25 protein-coding genes are annotated in these 19,864 nt (G+C 66.9%); 15 read left to right on the top strand and 10 right to left on the bottom strand.

What is annotated here, in order from left to right:
- Positions 1-56 precede the first annotated feature (56 nt).
- A complete protein-coding gene (locus ACW179_RS05620; RefSeq protein ID WP_492063318.1) occupies positions 57-722 on the top strand; it encodes a trimeric intracellular cation channel family protein in 666 nt (221 codons plus the stop codon).
- On the opposite strand, the gene ACW179_RS05615 is transcribed toward ACW179_RS05620, so the two are convergent.
- Both ACW179_RS05615 and ACW179_RS05610 read right to left on the bottom strand, forming a co-directional pair.
- Positions 719-1,423, bottom strand: coding sequence for a glutathione S-transferase N-terminal domain-containing protein (locus ACW179_RS05615; protein ID WP_492063317.1), 705 nt, complete (start codon positions 1,421-1,423; stop codon positions 719-721). The genes ACW179_RS05620 and ACW179_RS05615 overlap by 4 nt on opposite strands.
- Positions 1,424-1,485: 62 nt before the next feature.
- Entirely contained in the window at positions 1,486-2,340 is an 855-nt protein-coding gene (locus tag ACW179_RS05610) for an ATP-grasp domain-containing protein (RefSeq protein WP_492063316.1), read from the bottom strand.
- A gap of 126 nt (positions 2,341-2,466) precedes the next feature.
- Between ACW179_RS05610 and ACW179_RS05605 the strand changes: the two genes are divergently transcribed.
- From ACW179_RS05605 to ACW179_RS05575, 7 genes are all read left to right on the top strand, one after another.
- Entirely contained in the window at positions 2,467-3,456 is a 990-nt protein-coding gene (locus tag ACW179_RS05605) for an adenosine kinase (protein ID WP_492063315.1), read from the top strand.
- 9 nt (positions 3,457-3,465) lie between these two features.
- Positions 3,466-4,056 (top strand): imidazoleglycerol-phosphate dehydratase HisB, encoded by a 591-nt coding sequence (hisB, locus tag ACW179_RS05600; protein WP_419253510.1) that lies wholly within the window; start codon positions 3,466-3,468, stop codon positions 4,054-4,056.
- 12 nt (positions 4,057-4,068) lie between these two features.
- Positions 4,069-4,710, top strand: coding sequence for an imidazole glycerol phosphate synthase subunit HisH (gene hisH / locus ACW179_RS05595; protein ID WP_492063314.1), 642 nt, complete (start codon positions 4,069-4,071; stop codon positions 4,708-4,710).
- Positions 4,698-5,432 carry a 1-(5-phosphoribosyl)-5-[(5-phosphoribosylamino)methylideneamino]imidazole-4-carboxamide isomerase gene (gene hisA, locus ACW179_RS05590; RefSeq protein ID WP_492063313.1) on the top strand — a complete coding sequence of 245 codons (735 nt, stop codon included), beginning with the start codon at positions 4,698-4,700 and terminating at the stop codon, positions 5,430-5,432. Before hisH ends, hisA begins: the two co-directional genes overlap by 13 nt.
- Positions 5,432-6,214: an imidazole glycerol phosphate synthase subunit HisF gene (gene hisF / locus ACW179_RS05585; RefSeq protein WP_492063312.1), complete on the top strand. Its 783-nt coding sequence runs from the start codon at positions 5,432-5,434 to the stop codon at positions 6,212-6,214. The genes hisA and hisF overlap by 1 nt, the downstream gene beginning before the upstream one ends.
- On the top strand, positions 6,211-6,534 hold the full coding sequence (locus tag ACW179_RS05580; protein WP_492063311.1) for a phosphoribosyl-ATP diphosphatase: 324 nt from the start codon (positions 6,211-6,213) through the stop codon (positions 6,532-6,534). Before hisF ends, ACW179_RS05580 begins: the two co-directional genes overlap by 4 nt.
- A gap of 61 nt (positions 6,535-6,595) precedes the next feature.
- Entirely contained in the window at positions 6,596-7,075 is a 480-nt protein-coding gene (locus tag ACW179_RS05575) for a hypothetical protein (protein ID WP_492063310.1), read from the top strand.
- Between the two features lie 2 nt (positions 7,076-7,077).
- On the opposite strand, the gene ACW179_RS05570 is transcribed toward ACW179_RS05575, so the two are convergent.
- The 3 genes from ACW179_RS05570 to timA are packed head-to-tail and all read right to left on the bottom strand — an operon-like array spanning position 7,078 to position 9,390.
- The gene (locus ACW179_RS05570) at positions 7,078-7,632 is read right to left on the bottom strand and encodes a Smr/MutS family protein (RefSeq protein ID WP_492063309.1); all 555 of its coding nucleotides are present in this window, start codon (positions 7,630-7,632) and stop codon (positions 7,078-7,080) included.
- Positions 7,633-7,636: 4 nt separating this feature from the next.
- Positions 7,637-8,791: a murein transglycosylase A gene (mltA, locus tag ACW179_RS05565; protein ID WP_492063308.1), complete on the bottom strand. Its 1,155-nt coding sequence runs from the start codon at positions 8,789-8,791 to the stop codon at positions 7,637-7,639.
- On the bottom strand, positions 8,791-9,390 hold the full coding sequence (timA, locus tag ACW179_RS05560; protein WP_492063307.1) for a TIM44-related membrane protein TimA: 600 nt from the start codon (positions 9,388-9,390) through the stop codon (positions 8,791-8,793). Before timA ends, mltA begins: the two co-directional genes overlap by 1 nt.
- A 161-nt stretch (positions 9,391-9,551) precedes the next feature.
- Between timA and secB the strand changes: the two genes are divergently transcribed.
- Positions 9,552-10,046: a protein-export chaperone SecB gene (gene secB, locus ACW179_RS05555; protein WP_492063306.1), complete on the top strand. Its 495-nt coding sequence runs from the start codon at positions 9,552-9,554 to the stop codon at positions 10,044-10,046.
- 198 nt (positions 10,047-10,244) lie between these two features.
- Here secB and ACW179_RS05550 read toward each other — a convergent pair whose 3' ends face one another.
- On the bottom strand, positions 10,245-10,931 hold the full coding sequence (locus tag ACW179_RS05550) for a response regulator transcription factor (protein WP_492064259.1): 687 nt from the start codon (positions 10,929-10,931) through the stop codon (positions 10,245-10,247).
- A 61-nt stretch (positions 10,932-10,992) separates the two neighbouring features.
- On the opposite strand from ACW179_RS05550, the gene ACW179_RS05545 reads away from it, so the two are divergent.
- The gene (locus tag ACW179_RS05545; RefSeq protein WP_492063305.1) at positions 10,993-11,499 is read left to right on the top strand and encodes a L,D-transpeptidase family protein; all 507 of its coding nucleotides are present in this window, start codon (positions 10,993-10,995) and stop codon (positions 11,497-11,499) included.
- Positions 11,500-11,506: 7 nt separating this feature from the next.
- Here ACW179_RS05545 and ACW179_RS05540 read toward each other — a convergent pair whose 3' ends face one another.
- Together ACW179_RS05540 and ACW179_RS05535 are read right to left on the bottom strand one after the other, a co-directional pair.
- Positions 11,507-11,818 (bottom strand): YdeI/OmpD-associated family protein, encoded by a 312-nt coding sequence (locus tag ACW179_RS05540; protein ID WP_492063304.1) that lies wholly within the window; start codon positions 11,816-11,818, stop codon positions 11,507-11,509.
- Between the two features lie 36 nt (positions 11,819-11,854).
- Positions 11,855-12,541: a YggS family pyridoxal phosphate-dependent enzyme gene (locus ACW179_RS05535; protein WP_492063303.1), complete on the bottom strand. Its 687-nt coding sequence runs from the start codon at positions 12,539-12,541 to the stop codon at positions 11,855-11,857.
- Positions 12,542-12,553: 12 nt separating this feature from the next.
- On the opposite strand from ACW179_RS05535, the gene ACW179_RS05530 reads away from it, so the two are divergent.
- Positions 12,554-13,189, top strand: coding sequence for a thiamine phosphate synthase (locus ACW179_RS05530; RefSeq protein ID WP_492063302.1), 636 nt, complete (start codon positions 12,554-12,556; stop codon positions 13,187-13,189).
- Here ACW179_RS05530 and ACW179_RS05525 read toward each other — a convergent pair.
- Positions 13,179-13,592 (bottom strand): NtrZ family periplasmic regulatory protein, encoded by a 414-nt coding sequence (locus tag ACW179_RS05525; protein WP_492063301.1) that lies wholly within the window; start codon positions 13,590-13,592, stop codon positions 13,179-13,181. The two genes, ACW179_RS05530 and ACW179_RS05525, sit on opposite strands and share 11 nt — an antisense overlap.
- Positions 13,593-13,842: 250 nt before the next feature.
- On the opposite strand from ACW179_RS05525, the gene ACW179_RS05520 reads away from it, so the two are divergent.
- From ACW179_RS05520 to holA, 4 genes are all read left to right on the top strand, one after another.
- On the top strand, positions 13,843-14,370 hold the full coding sequence (locus ACW179_RS05520) for a DUF3576 domain-containing protein (RefSeq protein WP_492063300.1): 528 nt from the start codon (positions 13,843-13,845) through the stop codon (positions 14,368-14,370).
- Positions 14,371-14,573: 203 nt separating this feature from the next.
- Complete coding sequence (gene leuS / locus ACW179_RS05515) at positions 14,574-17,165, top strand: leucine--tRNA ligase (protein ID WP_492063299.1); 2,592 nt, start codon at positions 14,574-14,576, stop codon at positions 17,163-17,165.
- A gap of 3 nt (positions 17,166-17,168) precedes the next feature.
- The gene (gene lptE, locus ACW179_RS05510; RefSeq protein WP_492063298.1) at positions 17,169-17,666 is read left to right on the top strand and encodes an LPS assembly lipoprotein LptE; all 498 of its coding nucleotides are present in this window, start codon (positions 17,169-17,171) and stop codon (positions 17,664-17,666) included.
- 4 nt (positions 17,667-17,670) lie between these two features.
- On the top strand, positions 17,671-18,723 hold the full coding sequence (holA, locus tag ACW179_RS05505) for a DNA polymerase III subunit delta (protein WP_492063297.1): 1,053 nt from the start codon (positions 17,671-17,673) through the stop codon (positions 18,721-18,723).
- A gap of 205 nt (positions 18,724-18,928) precedes the next feature.
- On the opposite strand, the gene ACW179_RS05500 is transcribed toward holA, so the two are convergent.
- Positions 18,929-19,843 (bottom strand): ParB/RepB/Spo0J family partition protein, encoded by a 915-nt coding sequence (locus tag ACW179_RS05500; RefSeq protein WP_492064258.1) that lies wholly within the window; start codon positions 19,841-19,843, stop codon positions 18,929-18,931.
- Positions 19,844-19,864 lie beyond the last annotated feature (21 nt).

Below are 19,864 nucleotides of genomic sequence, written 5' to 3'. Positions count from 1 at the left end.
CAGATATTACCGTGCAAGCCGCTGCCCTGCTCCGCGACGTCGTGGCATGAACGCGGATGGACGCGATTTCCGACCCCCTGGCCAACCCCCTTTCAACCGCCCTGTTCTGGCTGGACTATGCCGCCGTGGCCGTATTCGGGGCCACCGGAGCCCTGGCGGCGGCGCGGCGCAAGCACGACATCATCACCTTCGGCTTCTTTGCGGCGATCACCGGCGTGGGGGGCGGCACGCTGCGCGATCTGCTGATCGGTGCGCCGGTGTTCTGGATCCAGCGGCCCGGCTACATCCTGGCGTGCCTGGCTGCCGCGACCGTGGTCTGGCTGCTGGGCAAGCGCGGCTGGCGCTTCCGGGCCCTGCTGTGGCTGGACGCCCTGGGCATGGCCGCCTACGCCGTGGTCGGCACGGCCAAGGCCCTGAGCCTGGGCGTGCATCCCTTTACCGCCGTCGTGATGGGCGTGCTGACCACCGCCTTTGGCGGCGTGATCCGCGATGTGCTGGCCGAAGAGCCCAACCTGCTGCTGCGCCGCGAGATCTACATCACCGCCGCCCTGCTGGGCGCAGGGGTATTTGCAGTGCTGCAGCTGCTGGGCATGGCCTTCTGGCCGGCCGGGCTGGCGGGTTTCGCTTCGGCGTTCGGCCTGCGGGCCTGCGCCATCAAGCTGGGCTGGAGCCTCCCGGGTTTTGCGGGCGGCGAGGAGCCGCCGCCCGAAACCAGAGATTAAGGTCTGGCGGGAATGTTGAGGCCCCGCTGTACGGCCGGTCGCGCCAGGCAGCGTTCCAGCCAGGCCGGAACGGCCTTCAGGCTGGCATAGTCGACCAGCTCGCCGGCCTCATAGAAGCTGACCACGGCACGCACCCAGCCGATCATCGAAACATCGGCGATGGTGAAATCCTCGCCCATGAGGAAGTCACGGTCCTGCAAGCGGCCTTCGAGCACGCCCAGCAGGCGCTTGCTTTCGGCGGCGTAGCGGTCACGCGGGCGCTTGTCCTCAATGTCCTTGCCCGCAAACTTGTAGAAGTAGCCCATCTGGCCGAACATCGGGCCCACTGCGGCCATCTGGAAAAAGACCCATTGTATGGTCTCGATCCGCGCCACCGGATCGACCGGGAGCAGCTTGCCGGTCTTTTCAGCCAGATAGAGCAGGATCGCACCCGACTCCCACAGCCCCAGGGGCTGGCCGCCCGGCCCATGCGGATCAATGATCGCCGGGATCTTGCCGTTGGGGTTCAGGGCAAGATATTCCGGGATCCAGGTCTCGTTGGCGCCGATATTGATCAGATGCGGCTCATACGGCAGGCCGATCTCCTCCAGCATGATCGACACCTTCACGCCGTTGGGCGTGGGCAGCGAATAGAGCTGCAGGCGGTCAGCATGGCTGGCAGGCCAGCGGGTCGTGATCGGGAAGGCGGAAAGGTCAGTCATCAGCAACTCCTGCGGTTACATGACAGATGGGACGGCCGAGCCAGTTCGCCAGACCCCCGCCTTCAAAGCCGGGCCTTGATCGCCGCCGCAAAGGCCGCCCCGTGGTCGTGGGCGTGTTCGAGGAACAGGTCTGGCTCGATCACCTCCAGCTCCATCAGCTGCGGCGTATGGTCCAGGCCCCGGATCAGGTCGATGCGGGCATAGGTCAGCGGCTTGTCAGCGGCCTCCAGAACCATCTGGGCTGCGCGCAGGGCCTCAGGCTCGGGCGCAACGCCGCTGACCTGGCCGCCAAACTGCGGCTGAACCCGGAAATCACCAGGCTTGGCCACCTTGGCCACGGCGTGACTGAACGCCCCGTCGAAATAGAACAGCGACAGCTCGCCCTCCTCGCCGACCGCCGGCAGGAAGGGCTGGATCAGGGCCGGACCCACGGGCCCGCCCTGCAGCACGCCGTGACGTTTCACCCGCACCGTGTCCTGCGAGCCCCCCGAGACCTGCGGCTTGACCACCAGTTCGTCGACCCCGAAGGCGTCGAAGGCGGCGGCGATGGCCTCTTCGGTGAGACAATCATGCGCGTGGGTGGGAACCACCGGCGCGCCCTTGCCTTCCAGTTCGATCAGATAGGTCTTGGTGGTGTTCCAGCGCAGGGTCGGGACCGGATTGAGCACCGGCACCTCATCGGTCTCCCAGGCGTCCAGCTGGGCAAACCAGTCGGTCTGACGCAGGTGATAGCCCCAGGCGATCAGCGGCAGGACCAAGGCCGCGCAACCTGGATCAACGGCGTTGGTCCAGGCCTGGGCCTCAACCGTCAGGCCATGGGCCCGCAAGGGGCCGGCCAGCCGCTGAAACAGAGGGTCCCAGCTTGAGGCGAACCTGGGCTCATCGGCCGCCGGGGCCAGAATAAGGATATCGGTCATAGCCTTGGGGGTAGAATGCCGCACACGGGTCGGCAAGGCTCACATTGCCTTGATCGCCCGCATCCTTTACTTGCCGCCCTTCGAACCTGTTCCGCGCCCTGCTCTTTCAAAGGCTTGCAGACCTCCATGACCGCACTCTACGACGTCGCCGCCATCGGCAACGCCATCGTCGACGTGATCGCCCAGTGCGACGACGCCTTCCTGGCTCGCGAAGGCCTGGTGAAGGGCTCCATGGCCCTGATCGACGTAGCGCGCGCTTCCACCCTGTATGACGTGATGGCCTCGGGTATCGAGGCCTCCGGCGGTTCGGCGGGCAATACCGTCGCCGGTGTGGCCAGCTTCGGCGGTCGAGCCGCCTTTATCGGCAAGGTCGCCGACGACCAGTTGGGCCGCGTCTTCACCCACGACATGCGCGCCATCGGCGCCACCTTCACCACCCCGCCCCTGGCCGAAGGCCCGGCAACGGCCCAGAGCCTGATCAATGTCACCGCCGACGCCCAGCGCACCATGAGCACCTATCTGGGTGCCTGCGTGGAGCTGACCAGCGCCGACGTCGATCCGGCGATCATCGAGGCGGCGCGCTATTCCTATCTGGAAGGTTATCTGTTCGATCCGCCCGAGGCCCGCCGCGCCTTCGCCAAGGCCGCCGCCCTGGCCCACGGTGCCGGCCGCCAGATCGCCATCACCCTGAGCGACAGCTTCGTCGTCGAGCGTCACCGCGCCGCCCTGCTGGGCTTCGTCGAGACCCAGTGCGACATCGTCTTCGCCAACGCTTCTGAAGTCTGCGCGATGTTCGAGACCGACGATTTCGATGCCGCCGTGAAGGCCCTGTCGGAGCGCGTCACCATCGCCGCCGTCACCCGCAGCGAACACGGCTCGGTCGTGGTCGCAGGCGGTCAGATCCACGAAATCTCGGCCTACCCTGTCGAAAAAGTCGTGGACACGACCGGCGCGGGCGACCAATACGCGGCGGGTTTCCTCTACGGCCTGTCCCAGGGCCGCCCTCTGCCGGTCTGTGGCCAGCTGGGCTCCCTGGCCGCCGCCGAGGTCATCGCCCACTACGGGCCGCGTCCGCAGGTCAATCTGCGGGATCTCGCGACCCAAAACGGCCTGTAAGGAACAACCATGGCCCGCACCGCTGAAGTGGTCCGCGAGACGAAGGAGACCCAGATCCGGGTCTGGATCGATCTCGACGGGACCGGCGTCTCGACGATCTCCACCGGCATTGGTTTTTACGACCATATGCTGGAGAGCTTCGCGCGCCATGGCGGCTTCGACCTGAAGGTCGAGACCAAGGGCGACCTGCACATCGACATGCACCACACGGTGGAAGACACCGGAATCGTGCTGGGCCTGGCCGTTAACAAGGCGCTGGAAGGCTTCAAGGGCATCCGGCGCTTCGGCCACGCCTATATCCCGATGGACGAGACCCTGACGCGCTGCGCCATCGATCTCTCGAACCGGCCCTATCTGATCTGGAAGGTCGATTTCAAGCGACCCAAGGTCGGCGAGATGGACACCGAGCTCTTCAAGGAGTTCCACCACGCCTTCGCCATGAACTGCGGGGCCTGCGTCCATCTGGAGACCCTGTACGGCGACAACACCCACCACGTCGCTGAGAGCGGGTTCAAGGCCCTGGCCCGGGCGCTGCGTCAGGCGGTCGAGATCGACCCCAAGACCGGCGGCCAGGCCCCCTCCACCAAGGGCGTGCTGTAGGAAGCTGATTTCATGCAGACCGTCGCCCTGATCGATTACGGGTCGGGCAACCTGCGCTCGGCCGAGAAAGCCCTGCGTGAGGCGGCCCGCCGCCACGGGATCGCTGCTGACATCGTTGTCACGGCCCAGCCCGACATCGTGGCCGCCGCCGACCGCGTGGTGCTGCCCGGCGTCGGGGCCTTTGCCTCATGCCGAGCGGGCCTGGACGCCTCGGGCGTCTATGAGGCGATGAACCAGGCTGTCCACGGCAAGGGCGCGCCCTTCCTGGGCATCTGCGTCGGCCACCAGCTTCTGGCCACCCGCGGCCTGGAGTTCGGCGTTACGCCGGGCCTGGACTGGATCGCCGGAGAGGTCAGGAAACTTGCACCCAGCGACCCGGCCCTGACCATTCCGCACATGGGCTGGAATGCGATTAAACTGACACGTGATCACCCATTGTTTTCCGGCGTCGCCGACGGCGCCCACATGTACTACGCCAACTCCTTCGCCCTGACGCCGACCGATCCGGCCGATGTCCTGGCGACCACTGACCACGGCGGCCCGTTCACGGCGGCGGTGGTCAAGGACAACGTGGCCGGCGTACAGTTTCACCCCGAGAAATCTCAAGCCGCAGGTCTTTCCCTGCTCGCCAACTTTCTGGAATGGCGCCCATGATCCTCTATCCCGCCATCGACCTGAAGGACGGCCAGTGCGTGCGCCTGCTGCACGGCGACATGGACAAGGCCACGGTCTTCAACAACAGCCCCGCCGACCAGGCCGAGCGCTTTGTGAAGGACGGCTTCTCATGGCTGCACGTCGTTGACCTGAACGGCGCCATTGAGGGCAAGTCGGTCAATACGGCCGCCGTACAGTCGATCCTGGAATCGATCTCGATCCCCGTACAACTGGGCGGCGGCATCCGCACGCTGGAGGGTATCGAGGCCTGGATCGAGGCCGGCGTCAGCCGCGTCATCCTGGGCACCATCGCCGTGCATGATCCCGAACTGGTCAAGAAGGCCGCCCGCCTGTGGCCCGAGCAGATCGCCGTGGCCGTCGATGTGCGCGACGGCAAGGTGGCGATCGACGGCTGGACCGGTCTGTCCGAACTCTCCGCCATCGACCTGTCGCGCCGCTTCGAGGACGCCGGCGTGGCGGCCCTGATCATCACCGACATCAGCCGCGACGGTGCCCTTACGGGCGTGAACGTCGAGGGCGTGGGCGAACTGGCCGACGCGGTTTCGATCCCCGTGATCGCCTCGGGCGGGGTGGCGGCCGTGGCCGACATCGAACGCCTGAAGGCTCGCCAGGGCGTCAAGATCGCCGGAGCCATCCTGGGCCGATCGCTCTATGCCGGAACCATCCAGCCGGCCCAGGCCCTGACGGTGGCGGCCGCCTGATGCTGAAGACCCGGATCATTCCCTGCCTCGACGTGAAGGACGGGCGGGTGGTCAAGGGCGTCAACTTCGTGGCCCTGCGCGACGCCGGCGATCCGGTGGAGCAGGCCCGCGCCTATGACGCGGCCGGGGCCGACGAGCTGATGTTCCTCGACATCACCGCCTCCAGCGAAAAGCGCGGCCTGCTGCTGGATGTGATTTCCCGCACCGCTGAGGTCTGTTTCATGCCGGTCTCGGTCGGTGGCGGCGTGCGCGAGGTGGCCGACATGCGCCGCCTGCTGCTGGCCGGGGCCGACAAGGTCTCGACCAATACGGCCGCTGTCGAAAACCCTGACCTGATCGCCGCCGGGGCCGATGCTTTCGGCGCCCAGTGCATCGTCGTGGCCATCGACGCCAAGCTGCGCGAGGACGGCTCGGGCTGGAACGTCTGGACCTATGGCGGTCGCAAAGACACCGGCCTCGACGTCGTCGACTGGGCGGCCAGGGTGGTGGAACGCGGCGCGGGCGAGATCCTGCTGACCTCGATGGACCGCGACGGCGCCAAGATCGGCTATGACATTCCCCTGCTCAAGGCCGTGACCGGCGCGGTTTCCGTGCCGGTGATCGCCTCGGGCGGGGCCGGCAAGACCGAGCACCTGGTCGAAGCCGCCCGCGACGGCCACGCCGCCGCCGTGCTGGCCGCCTCGATCTTCCACTTCGGCGAAATCAGCATCGGGCAGGCCAAACGGGCCATGGCTGACGCCGGGATCCCCGTGCGCCTGGACGATCTGAAGGGCGCGGCATGAGCAAGCTGTTTGCGACGCTGGAGCGCCTGGCCGCCACGATCGAGACCCGCAAGGGCGGAGATCCGGCCGCGTCCTATACCGCCAAACTGCTGGCCGACCCGAAACTGGCCGCCAAGAAGCTGGGCGAGGAAGCCGTCGAGACGGTGATCGCCGCCGTGGCCCAGGGGCCCGATGAGATCGCCGGCGAGAGCGCCGACCTGCTCTATCACTGGCTGGTCCTGATGGTGGCCTCGGACGTCTCGCTCGACGCGGTGGCCGACAAGCTGGCGGCCCGTGAGGGGACTTCGGGGATCGCCGAGAAGGCTTCGCGCGGCGGCTAAGTTACCTGCTTCCACGCGAGCTTTGCGCGTGTTCCAATCCGGCACCACGCTGGAGTGCAGGATGCATTGTCTGATCGCGGCCCTTGCCGCAGCATCGATTTTGTCGTCGGGCGTCGCGCAGGCGCAGTCACGCGACGATCAATGGGTGCTTCGGCAAGAGACCTGGGATGGCTCTTCAAGAGCGACGGCTGTTTTTTTGAGCTGGAATCAGGCGTCGGTTCTCTTTCGCGCCACCTGCGTTCCGACAACGGGCGAGCTTCTGCTGGAATTCCAGGGCGAAAATGTCGAAGCGCCGGCCTCTGCCTGGAAACAGCCCCTGGCGATGCACATCGGCGGGAGGCGTATCGTGTTCAACACACAGACTGTCGGGAAATCGCTGGTGGGCCGTGTGCGGATGACGTCAGCGATGCGGCGGAACCTTACCAAGGTGACGCACCTTGATCCGGAGGTCGAAATCGTCGCGCCAGATCAGGAATACGGCGTTTGGTTCGTAGGCCAAGCAGAGCCGCTTAGGCGGATAGCCTCGACCTGCGGTCGCTAGGTTTAGCCCCGCCGCTTCAGCGCCACATAGAGCGCGCCCTCGCCGCCATGCCGCTGATCGGCCTGTGACACCCCCGCGATCATCTCGCGCAGGGCCGGAGCCGCCAGCCATTCCGGCGTGCGTTTCTTCAGCACCCCGTGGCCGACCTTGCCCTTGCCGGTGATGACCAGCACGGCGCGGTGGCCGTCGGCATAGGCGCGACGAATGAAGCCCTCCAGGGCTGGCCGGGCCTGATCCTGGTCAAAGCCGTGCAGGTCGAGGCGCGCGCCGATCGGGTCGTGCTCCTTGATCAGCCGACGACGGCGATTGGGTTCGATGTGCTCGGGCGCGGACTTGGGCGTGCGCGCAGGCGCCGGCCTGATCTCCGACGGATCGATCCGCAGCGGCGCGATCGAGGCCAGGTAGGTGGGCTGAACCTTCTCGGCCTTGGGGGCCCTGATCGGCTTGATCTTGACCTTGGCCCGCAGTTTCAGCGGCTTGTCGCCCGGACTGGCCCGGACGGTATCGGCCACCATGCCCCACAGGCGCAGCTCTTCCGGACGGGGCGGCCGCTTCATCGGTCTAGGACTTGGGGATCGGTACGAGGCGGTAGAGGCGCAGCTCGTGGCGCACCCGGCCTGCCTCGGCCCCCGCGACGGCACCCGAGCCCGTATAGAGATCGGCGCGAACCTCGCCCTTGATCGCCCCGCCGACGTCCAGCGCGACGGCCAGACGGCGATAGGCCGGGAAGGCGCCTGCCAGCTTCGGCGCGCTGGCGTCCAGCCAGTAGAGACCACCCATCGCATGACGGCTGGGATCCACGGCGATGGCCCGGCCCGCCGGCAGCGGCACGCCCGCCGCGCCAACAGCTTCCTTGCCGTCGTCCTCCGACAGCTTGAAGAACACATAGCGCGGGTTCAGCCGCATGACCTCATCGGCCTTTGGGCCGCGATTGTCGGCCAGCCAGGCGCGGATGGCATCGCCCGAGGTATTGTTGTCGGCCAGCAGACCCCGGTCGCGCATCGCGGTGGCGATGCCGACGAAGGGTTTGCCATTTGAGCCCGCAAAGGCGGCCCGCACGCGGCGGCCGTCGGGCAGGACCAGAATGCCAGAGCCCTGAATTTGCAGGAAGAACAGCTCTTCGGGCCGCATCCAGGCCAGGGGCTTGTCGAGCGGCGCGGTCTCGATGGCAGCGCGGTCGGGATAGGGCTCGAACTTGCCGCCGGCGACCCGGCCGGTGACCTTCTTGCCTGCGAGACTGGCCTCGAAGGCCCCCAGATCCAGCACCACCAGATCGGCGGGCAGGCCGCGCACCGGGGCGCTGAACTCGGCCGAGCGAGACAGGCGGGCATCATATTGCGGGGCGAAATAGGCGGTCAGGAGGCCCTGGTCGCCCACAGCCTGGGGCCGGAAATTGGCCTCCAGAAACAGACGGGCGGCAGGCTCGTCGCGCTGCGTGCCGCTGCGCGCCAGTTGGCAGACACGCGCCAGGTCGGGGTCTCGCGACACACCGCAGCCCGCGCGGAAAGCCTCCAGCGCAGCCAGGTGGTCCTCGTCAGGCCAACCGGCCAAGGTGGCAAACCCCAGGGTCGGGGCATCCGTCGAAGCGGGCGGCAGTGACGAAACCGGCGGCGGCGGCGCGTTCGGGGCGACTGGCACGGGAGCCGCCGGCGGTGTCTGGGTCGCGCAGCCCGCCAGGGTCAGGGCGGCGAGCGCCGCGATCAGACCAAGGCGCATCAGGCTTCCGCAGCAGCGACGTGGGCCAGGGCCCAGTTGGGGTTGGACGAGGTCAGGTCGCGCTCGAACGTCCACAGCTCGGCGGTGCGGCGATCATCGACCGCCTCGCCCTCGGCGCTGGTCGAACGGGCGCGAACCTCGGCCAGGATGCGCACCACCGCCCGGGCGGTGTCACCGTCGACATTGACCGACTCCAGGTCGACGCGCGGCGGCGTCATGATCTCGATCTTTTCCGTGCGCCCCTCGGCCTCGCGAGCGACCATGGCCGCCTCGAAATTGGCCATGACCTCAGGGGCCAGCAGGGACTGAAGCGTTTCGCGGTCGCCCGTCGCAAAGGCCTTGACGATCATCTCGTAGGCCGCCCGGGCACCGCCCAGAAAGTGGCCGGTGTCGAAGTCGGGCTGGCGCGCCCGCAGGGCGGCGACGCCTTCAAGGCGGGCACCGGCCTCAGCTTCCAGCGGTGCCAGGACCGGCGCGGCGGGCTTGACGGCAAGCGCCGCATCTTCAGGCTGACGCCCCGCCCGACGCCCCAGCGTCGCATAGAGCTGGTAGAGAACGACAGCGGCGATGACCGCAAGAACGAGAATTTGTATGAACACGTGGCTATCCGCGGTTGCTTGGGCAGGCTGGCGCTTTGTCTATATAGGCGAGGCAAGGGCGTTCGTCAGGCGCCCCGGCGTTGCACCCGAGCCGCCCCCGTGTTAGCAGCGCCGCTCTCTCCTGGCGGCTTTTTTAGACGCCGAGTACGGATTTAGTCCTAATGACCGACACAACCGCCGCCCCCGAAGGGATTGCCGACGATAATGCGGCTGCGCAATCGGGTATCCGCATCATCGCCCAGTTCGTGCGCGATTTCTCGTTCGAGAGCCCGCACGCTCCCGACAGCCTGCGCGCCGGCGCGGCCCAGCCGGCCATCGACATGGGCGTTGAGATGAACGCTCGCGGTCGCACTGACGGCCTGTTCGAGGTGGACCTGAAGCTGTCGGCCCGCGCCACGCGCGAAGACCAGCCGGTTTTCCACGTCGAAGTGGTCTATGGCGGCCTGTTCCACATCGGCGGGGTTTCGGAAGAAGACCTGGAGCCGGTGCTGCTGATCGAGTGCCCCCGCTTCCTGTTCCCCTTCGCCCGTCGCCTGATCGCCGACATCACCAGCGAAGGCGGCTTCCCGCCCTTCCTGATCGACCCGATCGACTTCGCCGGCGTCTATGCGGCCCGCAAGGCCCAGGCCGAAGGCCAGGTGATCGGCAACGCTTAAGCGTTCAGTCGATTTTCGAGATTTGAGAAACCCCGGTTGGAAACAGCCGGGGTTTTTCTTTTTGGCGTTTCAATCTGTCATCCCGGCCAAGCGCGAAGCGCGCCGAGCCGGTACCGCCGGAAACGCTGGCGCATGCCGTGGTCCCGGGTCTTCCCCCGGCCTTCGCCGGGGTACGCCCGGGATGACAGTTTGTAGGAACTAAGGCTGCAGCCGATAGCCGCCCATTTCGGTGATCAGAATCTTGGCCACGGTGGGGTCGGGTTCAATCTTCTGGCGCAAGCGATAGACGTGGGTTTCCAGGGTGTGGGTGGTGACCCCGGCGTTATAGCCCCAGACCTCGGTCAGCAGCTCCTCGCGCGACACCGGCTTTGAGCCGGCGCGATAGAGGTATTTGAGGATGTTGGTTTCCTTCTCGGTCAACCGCACCTTCTTCTGCTTCTCGTCGACCAGCAGCTTGGCCGACGGCCGGAACTCATACGGACCGATGCGGAACAGGGCGTCTTCCGAGGCCTCATAGCTGCGCAGCTGGGCGCGGATGCGGGCCAGCAGCACGCCGAAGCGGAAGGGCTTGGTGACATAGTCATTGGCGCCCGATTCCAGGCCCAAGATGGTGTCGGAGTCGCTGGCCGCCGCCGTCAGCATGATGACGGGAGACATCACCCCGTTCTTGCGCATCAACCGGCAGGCCTCGCGGCCGTCCATGTCGGGCAAATCAACATCCAGCAGGACAAGGTCGGGCTTGATCTCGCGCGCCATGCGCACGCCCTCGCCCGCCGTGGCGGCCTCAGCCACCGCGAACTCCTCATGGAGCGCCAGTTGCTCGGCCAGCGCGCCGCGCAGGTCGTCATCATCGTCGATCAGCAGGAGGGTCTTGCGTTGCGCCATGGATGCGAACATGCACCGCTGCGGGGGCCTGCGACAACCCTCGGGCGCGGAGAAGCCGACAATGATCTTCAGGGCTCAGGCTGACGGCCATATCACGCTGGGCGACCGGCTTGTGCGCTGCGCCCTGGGCAAGGCCGGCGTCATCGCCGCCGCCGACAAGCGCGAGGGCGACAACAAAAGCCCCGTCGGCGTCTGGATGATCCGCGAGATCCTCTACAGGCCTGACGTCTACCCCAACGGCCCGACCACCGCCCTGCCCGTTCGCCCCATCGCCCCCGTCGACGGCTGGTGCGACGCCCCGGGCGACCCGGCCTACAACCGCCCCATCAAACTGCCCTACCCCGCCAGCGCCGAGCGCCTGTGGCGCGACGATCACGTCTATGACCTGATCGGCATCCTGGCCCACAACGATGATCCGCCGGTTCCGGGCATGGGCTCGGCGATCTTCCTGCATCTCGCCCGCGAGGACTATTCCGGCACCGAAGGCTGCGTGGCCCTGGCGCGGGCGGACCTGGAAGCGCTGCTGGCGGTGGCCAAGCCGGGGGATGCGGTGGGGATCGCGCCCTAGACCCGGCCTATAGACCGCTCTTGGCCTTCCCATCGATCAGGACCGCCTGCTGCCAGCGGCTCGGGGCCTTGTCGGTGCGGTGGATGCAGCCTGCCCAGCAACAGGGTCGTTTCTTGCCTTCCAGCAACTCTTCGAGGGTTCTCTGGATACGACGCCCGCGTGTTGTCGGCTGTTTGGCGTCCTCGACCCAGCAGATGAATTCATTGCGCCCGAGCGGCGTCAGACGTTCCCAGAGCCCGAGAATGTCCGGATCCGATTGCAGCGCCGACTGCAGATCTTCGGCGACTTCGTGGACTGTTCCTTGGGGAAAGACGTTCATCACGAGGTTTTCCGGCAGCGACGCAGAAGCCTAGCGTCATTTTTTCTCTTGAGGAGGGGAAACGCCCAGGACCGGGGCGCTCCGTCCCCCAAAGATCGCCGAACCCACCCGCACCGAGGTCGCGCCCTGGGCGATGGCAATCTCGAAGTCGTCACTCATGCCCATGGACAGCTTCCCGACGCCATTACGCGCGGCAATCTCGCGCAAGGCGGCGAAATGCGGCGCGGGGTCATCCTCGGCCGGCGGGATGCACATCAAGCCCTCGACCGACAGGCCATAGGGGCCGCGACAGGCGGCAATGAAGGCGTCGGCCTGCGCGGGGGCGATCCCGGCCTTCTGGGGTTCTTCGCCGATATTGACCTGCACATAGAGACCCACCGTCCGCCCCTGGCGCTGGATCTCGTCGGCCAGCACACGGGCCAGCTTTTCGCGGTCGAGGGTTTCGATCACATCGAAAAAGCCGACGGCCTCGCGGGCCTTGTTGGTCTGCAGGGGGCCGATCAGGCGCAGTTCCAGGCCCGCGCGGTGCGGGGTCCAGCGCTCCATCGCCTCCTGCACGCGGTTTTCGCCAAACACGCTCTGGCCAGCGGCCAGAACCGGGGCGATATGGTCCCAGGGCTGGGTCTTCGACACCGCCACCAGGGTGACCGATCCGGCGGGGCGACCCGCCGCCTCTGTTGCGGCGTCAATGCGGGCGCGGATCCTGGCGAGGGCGTCTGACATGCGGGGGTTTTCTTGACGGCTGAAACGGCGCTGGAGGTCCTGTCTAGGACGGCCGCCCTGTGCGCGCCAAGGACGGTGCGTGGAATCGTGCTGCCGGCGCTGCTTTTCTTCACCGATCCGGCGCGGGTGGCCGACCCCGAGGCGGTGGCGATGCGCCTTCCACGCGGGGCTGGGGTGGTGTTTCGCGCCTTTGGCGCCGTTGACGCCGTCGAACAGGGGCTGAGGCTGCGGGCGATCACGACGGCACGCGGGCTGATCCTGCTGGTCGGCGCCGATATTGCCCTGGCCGAGATCATCGGGGCGGACGGCGTTCACCTGCCCGAACGTCTGCGCGATCAGGCTGCGGCCCTGCGTCTCAAGCAGCCCAACCGTCTGATCACGCTGGCGGCCCACAGCCCGGCGGCGGTCGAGGCGGCTAAAGCTCTGGACGTGGATGCGCTGATCGTCTCGCCGGTTTTTGCCAGCAACAGCCCCTCGGCGGGCGCGCCGTTGGGGCTGGAAGGCCTGAGCGCGCTGGTCACGGCCACAGACAAGCCGGTCTACGCCCTGGGCGGACTGCGGCCTGAAACGGTGCAAGGCTTGGAAAACACAGGAATCGTCGGCCTCGCGGCCGTCGAAGCGCTGGCGAGCGAGAACCCTAGAACTTGAAGGCGGTTTCCAGCCGAACGCGCGGCGCCGGTTCGCGGGGCTCGGCCTTGCGGGCAGCCAGGGCAGGATTGTTGTCGCCCAGGGCCACAGCGCCGCCGACGCGGATCGACGGGGTGACCTTGTAGTAGGCACCAGCCTCGACGTCTTTGAGCTGCAAGTCGCGGCCGACAGGCTGGTCGAGGTCAAGCTTCAGGCCCCAGCGACCCTTGTCGGTGTCCCATTGCAGGGTCTTCTTGGCCGACTGCGGGCCAAACTGCACACCCTGCGGGTTGCTGGTGAAGTCGTTCTTCACGGTGAAGTCAGGCGTCACCGAACGGGGCTTGGTCTGGGCGTGCGCAATCGTGGCCGATCCCGTAAGGATCAATGCCGAAGCCGCAGCCATCATGAAACGCGTCGCGACCATCGCTACTCGTGACCTATTCCCAAAACCCCTGCCCGCTCCGTACAGGAACTGGCACCCTGTTGCTGATTAAAGGCTTGTAATGAACGCGGTCAACCGACCTTTGGTCGCAGCCGGCATGGCCAGACCCGATTCAACCGGCGCCTGTGGCGCACCGGTCACGCGATTCCTGTTTTGAGGCGGCGCGGCCATGCTATAGACCGGCTCCCGGCTGCGGGGGCGCGCCAGGGTGCGCGATCGCGCCGGCGAGACATTGGAGCGAGTTACTATGGCGTTTGAGCGTGGGTCGGTGTTGCGCGGCGTCGCCGCTGGCGTACTGGCGCTGTCAGTTCTGGGCGTGTCCGCCTGCGGCAGCACCAAGGGTCCCAAGGTTTTCTCCACCGTCGAGGACGACGGCGGCGGCTTCAATCCCTTCAAGGGCCTGGGCGGTGGCGGTGCAAAGGCGCCGGCCAGCGAGGGCTCGATCGGCGTGAACGGCTATCTGTGGCGCGCGACCCTGGACACGCTGGCCTTCATGCCCCTGGCCTCGGCCGATCCCTACGGCGGCGTGATCGTCACCGACTGGTTTGTGAACCCGGAAAAGCCCGACGAGCGCTTCAAGGCGACCGTCTACATCCTCGACACCCGCCTGCGCGCCGACGGCCTGAACGTCAATGTGTTCAAGCAGGTGAACATGGGCGGAACCTGGACCGACACGGCCACCGCCGACCAGACCGCGACCGACATCGAGAACGCCATCCTGACCCGCGCGCGTCAGCTTCGGCTTTCCAACATCAAATAGGCGTCTCAAGAGCCTTCGCTGCTGGTCGGCGAAGGCCCTGATCCTCGCACTTTCTGCGCGCTCCGGCCGCGAAACCGCTTACTGTCTGGCGGACGCGCCCGAAACGTTTTCGAGTTGGGGCGCGTTCGGGCGGCGAGACCGCACGCACTTTCGCCTGATGCGCCCTCCGGGGCGCTTTCGCACATCAAGACACTGGTTTTTCGATGGCCCGCTACAATCCCAAAGACACCGAGCCCAAATGGCGCAGCGCCTGGGACAAGGCCGACGTCTTCAAGACGGCGGAGATCACTGACGGCCGTCCAAAATACTATGTGCTCGAGATGTTCCCGTATCCGTCGGGCCGCATCCACATGGGCCATGTGCGCAACTACGCCATGGGCGACGTCGTGGCCCGCTACAAGCGCGCCCAGGGCTTTTCGGTGCTGCACCCGATGGGCTGGGACGCGTTCGGCATGCCGGCCGAAAACGCGGCCATGGAGCGCGGCGTCCACCCCAAGGGCTGGACCTATGACAACATCGCCGCCATGCGCGAGCAGCTGAAGGCCCTGGGCCTGTCGATCGACTGGTCGCGCGAGTTCGCCACCTGTGACCCGGAATATTACGGCAAGCAGCAGGCCTGGTTCCTGAAGCTGCTGGATCGCGGTCTGGTCTATCGCAAGGAAGCCTCGGTCAACTGGGACCCGGTCGACATGACCGTCCTGGCCAACGAGCAGGTCATCGACGGCAAGGGCTGGCGCTCGGGCGCCCCGGTCGAGAAGCGCAAGCTGACCCAGTGGTTCCTGCGCATCACCGACTATGCCGACGCCCTGATCGATGGCCTCAAGACCCTGGATCGCTGGCCTGAAAAAGTCCGCATCATGCAGGAGAACTGGATCGGCCGGTCCAAGGGCCTGCGCTTCACGTTCAAGTTTGACGGTGCCGCGCCCGCTGGCCATGACGCTGGCTTGGAAGTCTACACCACCCGTCCCGACACCCTGTTCGGGGCCAGTTTCGTGGGGATCGCGCCCGAACATCCGCTGGCCGAGCAGCTGGCGGCGGGCAATCCCGAGCTGCAGGCCTTCATCGCCGAATGCCGCAAGGGCGGCACCTCGGAAGCCGATATCGAGGGCGCCGAGAAGCTGGGTCGCGACACCGGTCTGCGCGTCGTCCACCCTCTGGACCCCACGATCACCCTGCCCGTCTGGATCGCCAACTTCATCCTGATGGACTACGGCACGGGCGCGATCTTCGCCTGCCCGGCCCATGACCAGCGCGACCTGGACTTTGCCCGCAAGTACGACCTGCCGGTTCTGCCTGTGGTTTTGCCGCCCGGCGAGGACCCGGCGAGCTTCGAGATCGGCAAGGAGGCTTATGTCGGCCCCGGCTCTATCTTCAAATCCCAGTTCCTGGACGGGATGGACATCGAGACTGCCAAATCCGAGGCGATCGCCCGCATCGAAGCCCAGGACCAGGGCCAGGGCGCAACGGTCTATCGCCTGCGCGACTGGGGCGTTTCGCGCCAGCGCTACTGGGGTTGCCCGATCCCGATCATCCACTGCCCTTCGTGCGGCCCTGTGCCGGTGCCGCAAGACCAGTTGCCGGTGGTGCTGCCCGACGACGTCACCTTCGAGGCCGACAAGCCGGGCAATCCGCTGGTGCGGCACCCGACCTGGAAGCACACCACCTGCCCGTCGTGCGGCGGCGCTGCCGAGCGCGAAACCGATACGCTCGACACCTTCATGGACAGCAGCTGGTACTTCGCCCGCTTCGCCAATCCCGACGCGGCCGAATGCATCGATAAGGCCGCCGCCGACCACTGGATGCCGGTGGACCAGTATATCGGCGGCGTCGAGCACGCGATCCTGCACCTGCTCTATGCCCGCTTCATCACGAAGGCGCTGAAGGACGAGGGCCTGCTGTCGGTCGAAGAGCCGTTCGCGGGCCTGTTCACCCAGGGCATGGTCACGCACGAGGCCTACAAGACCATGGCCGGCGAGTGGGTCGAACCCTCCGACGTCGTCATCACGGCCGAAGGCAATAGCCGCACCGCAAAGCATGCGACGACCGGTGAGCCGATCACCATCGGCGACATCGAGAAGATGTCGAAGTCGAAGAAGAACGTCGTCGCCCCCGAGGACATCTTCGAGGCCTATGGCGTCGATGCCGCGCGCCTGTTCGTGATGAGCGACAGCCCGCCCGAACGCGACGTGCAGTGGACCAACAGCGGCGTTGAAGGCTCCTGGCGCTTCACCCACCGGCTGTGGAACGAGTTCGACAGCCAGCCGGCCGGCGACTTCACCCATGACGAGGCTGACGAAACCGCCGTGGCTCTGCGCAAGTCGGCCCACAAGCTGATCGGCTTCGTTACCGACAGCATCGAGGGCTTCCGCTTCAACAGCGGCGTGGCGCGCCTGTACGAGTTCCTGAACGCCCTGAAGGCGGCGCCTGCTGAAGGAGCCTCGCAAGGCGTCCTGGCGGCCCGCAAGGAGGCCCTGCACATCCTGGCGCGCCTGGTGGCCCCGTTCACGCCTCACCTGGCCGAGGAGGCCTGGGCCAGCCTGGGCGGCGAAGGCATGGTGGTCGACGCGCCCTGGCCCAAGGCTGACCCTGCCCTGGCCGCCGACGACGAGCGCGTGCTGCCGATCCAGATCAACGGCAAGCGCCGCGGCGAGATCAAAGTTAAGGCGGGTCTCGCCGAAGCCGAGGTCGAGAAGATCGCGCTAGCCGATCTCGCTGTTCTGGCCCACCTTGAGGGGGTCACGGTCCGCAAGGTGATCGTGGTCAAGGACCGTATCGTCAACATCGTGGCCAACTGACCGATGAACCGCATTCTCCTGACCGGCGCTCTGGCCCTGACCACCCTGGCGGTGTCCGCCTGCGGGTTCACGCCCCTGTACGGGACCTCCGGGGTCACGCCCGGCCTGGCGGCGATCGAGACGGTGGCTCCGGCCGGTCGGGCCGGCTTCCTGCTGCGCGAGCAACTGGACGACGCCCTGGCGCGCAACGTCAATGTTGCGGCCTCGCATCGCCTGACCCTGACGGTCGACGAGAAGCGCTATGCCCGCGGCGTGCGGGTCGACAACGTGGCCAACCGCTATGAGCTGCGCCTGAAGGTGAAATGGAAGCTGGCTGACGCCCGCACCGGCGCCGAGGTCCGCAAGGGCGAGACCGAAGCCGCAGTGACCTACGACTCGGCCGACCAGCCCTATGCCGCCATCGCCGCCCAGAACGACGGCCAGGAGCGAGCCGCCACCGAGGTGGCCCGCAAGATCCAGCTCGATCTGGCCACCTGGCTGGCGGGCAAGGCCCCGGCCTGACCCCGTGATCCTGTCCAAGCGGCCGGATGTCGAACGCTTCCTGAAGGATCCGGCCCCGGAGATCCGGGCCGTGGTGATCTATGGCAAGGATCGCGGCGTGGTGCGCGACCGGGCCGACCAGCTGGCCAAGAAGCTGTTTGCAAGGCCCGATGATCCCTTCGACACCGCCCAGCTGACCGAGAGTGACGTCGAGTCCAGCCCCGGCAAGCTGGAAGAAGAGCTTTCGGCCCTGTCGATGATGGGCGGCCGGCGCCTGGTGCGTCTGCGCCTGACCGGCGAAAAGGCCGGGCCGGACAAGGCCACGGCCGAGGCCCTGACCCGTCATGTCGAGGGCCAGCTCAATCCGGACGCCTTCTTCATCGTCGAGGCCGGGGCGCTGGGCCGCGAGTCGACCCTGCGCAAGGTCGGCGAGAAGGCCGGCGGCTGCGCCGTCATCCCCTGCTACGAAGACGAGGCCGGCGACATGGCGCGTCTGGCCCGCGAGACCCTGGCCCGAGACAAGGTCAGTCTCAACAGCGAGGCCCTCGATCTCTTTGTTTCACGCCTGCCCAAGGAACGCGGCGTGGCGCGGATGGAGATCGAACGCCTGGCCCTGTTCCTGGGCCCGGGCAGCGGCGTTAACGCCACAGCGGCCGACCTGACCGACTTCCTGGGCGTTGAGCCCGAGGCCTCGCTCAGCGACGCCGCAGCCGACGCCTTCGGGGGTCGCCTGGGTCCTGCCCAGGCCGGCCTGCGCCGCGCGGCGGCGGAAGGCGAAGGCGGACCGGCTGCCGTGCGGGCCATGGGCTATTATCTGGGTCGCCTGCGCCGCACACTGACCCTGCACAAGAACGGCATCGATCTGGCTCAGGCCGCCAAGGCCTCGGGCGTGTTCTGGAAACAGGAGCGCGAGTTCCTGCGTCAGGCGCGGGCCTGGACGCTGGAGACCCTGCTCGACATCCAGGGCGAGATTCTCAACGCCGACCGGGCCTGCAAGACGTCTGGGTCGCCCGACCAGCTGATCTCCGAGCGACTGGCCCTGATGATCGCCGGCCGAGCGCGGCGGTTGGGCCTGTAGGCCCAAAATCAGCCCTTTGCTCGCCTGTGGACAGCTTTTGAAAAGCTCTTACAGCACAGCGCTTTGCAGCAGAAATCGCGAAAATTGACCTCGCCTCACGAAAACGGCGCCTCCCGGAGTACGGTGAGGCGCCGCTCTGTGCGCGACAGACGAGGCTGAAAAAGCGTGAAATCACACCTTCCAAAGCCGCAATCAGTGCATTCGATCAGACCCCGCGCGTCAGGCGATTGCAGAGGTCATCCAGTTGCTCGAGTGTCGAATAGCTGATGGTCAACTGACCCGCATTGCCGCGGTGGTCGATGGTCACCTCCAGGCCAAGCACCGACGACAGGTCGGACTCCAGCGCCTGGGTGTCGGTGTCCTTGACGCGAGCCGGACGGCCACCCTTGTTGCGCGCCGGGCGAGCGTCGGGGGTTTTGCGGGCCAGGGCTTCGGTGTCGCGCACCGACAGACCCTTGCCGATGATCTCGCGGGCCAGGGCGGCGGGATCCTGGGCGGCGGCAATGGCACGGGCATGACCGGCAGTCAGTTCGCCGCTGACCAGGTGTTGCTGCACCTCGTCAGGTAGGGCCAGCAGACGCAGGGTGTTGGCCACGTGGCTGCGGCTCTTGCCGATGGTCTGGGCGATGTTGTCCTGAGTGCGATCAAACTTGTCCATCAGCACGCGATAGGACAGCGCCTCTTCCAGGATGTTGAGGTCTGATCGCTGGACGTTTTCGATGATGCCGATTTCCAGCACCGCCAGGTCGTCCAACTCACGTACCAGGATCGGCACGCTGCGCAGGCCCGCCCGCTGGGCTGCTCGCCAGCGCCGCTCGCCCGCGACGATCTGATATTCACCGGCCGCGCCGGGCGCAGGGCGCACCAGGATGGGCTGCAGGATGCCCTTCTCGCGGATCGAGTCTGACAGCTCGACAAGGTCTTCCTCGCGGAAGGTGCGGCGGGGCTGGTCGGGATTGCGGCGCAGCAACTCGATCGGCGCCTCATTGGCCCCGCCCAGGCGTTCGCCCGGCGCCTGGGCCGGCGCGGACTCGACCTCGCCCAGCAGGGCGGACAGACCGCGACCCAAACCCCTACGCCCTTCGGCCATACCCGGCTCTCCCACCACAACGGACTCCATCTTCAACGCGTATCGACTTCT

This window comes from Caulobacter sp. AVps18, from assembly GCF_058681425.1.
This window is presented reverse-complemented; position numbering and strand designations above follow the sequence as displayed.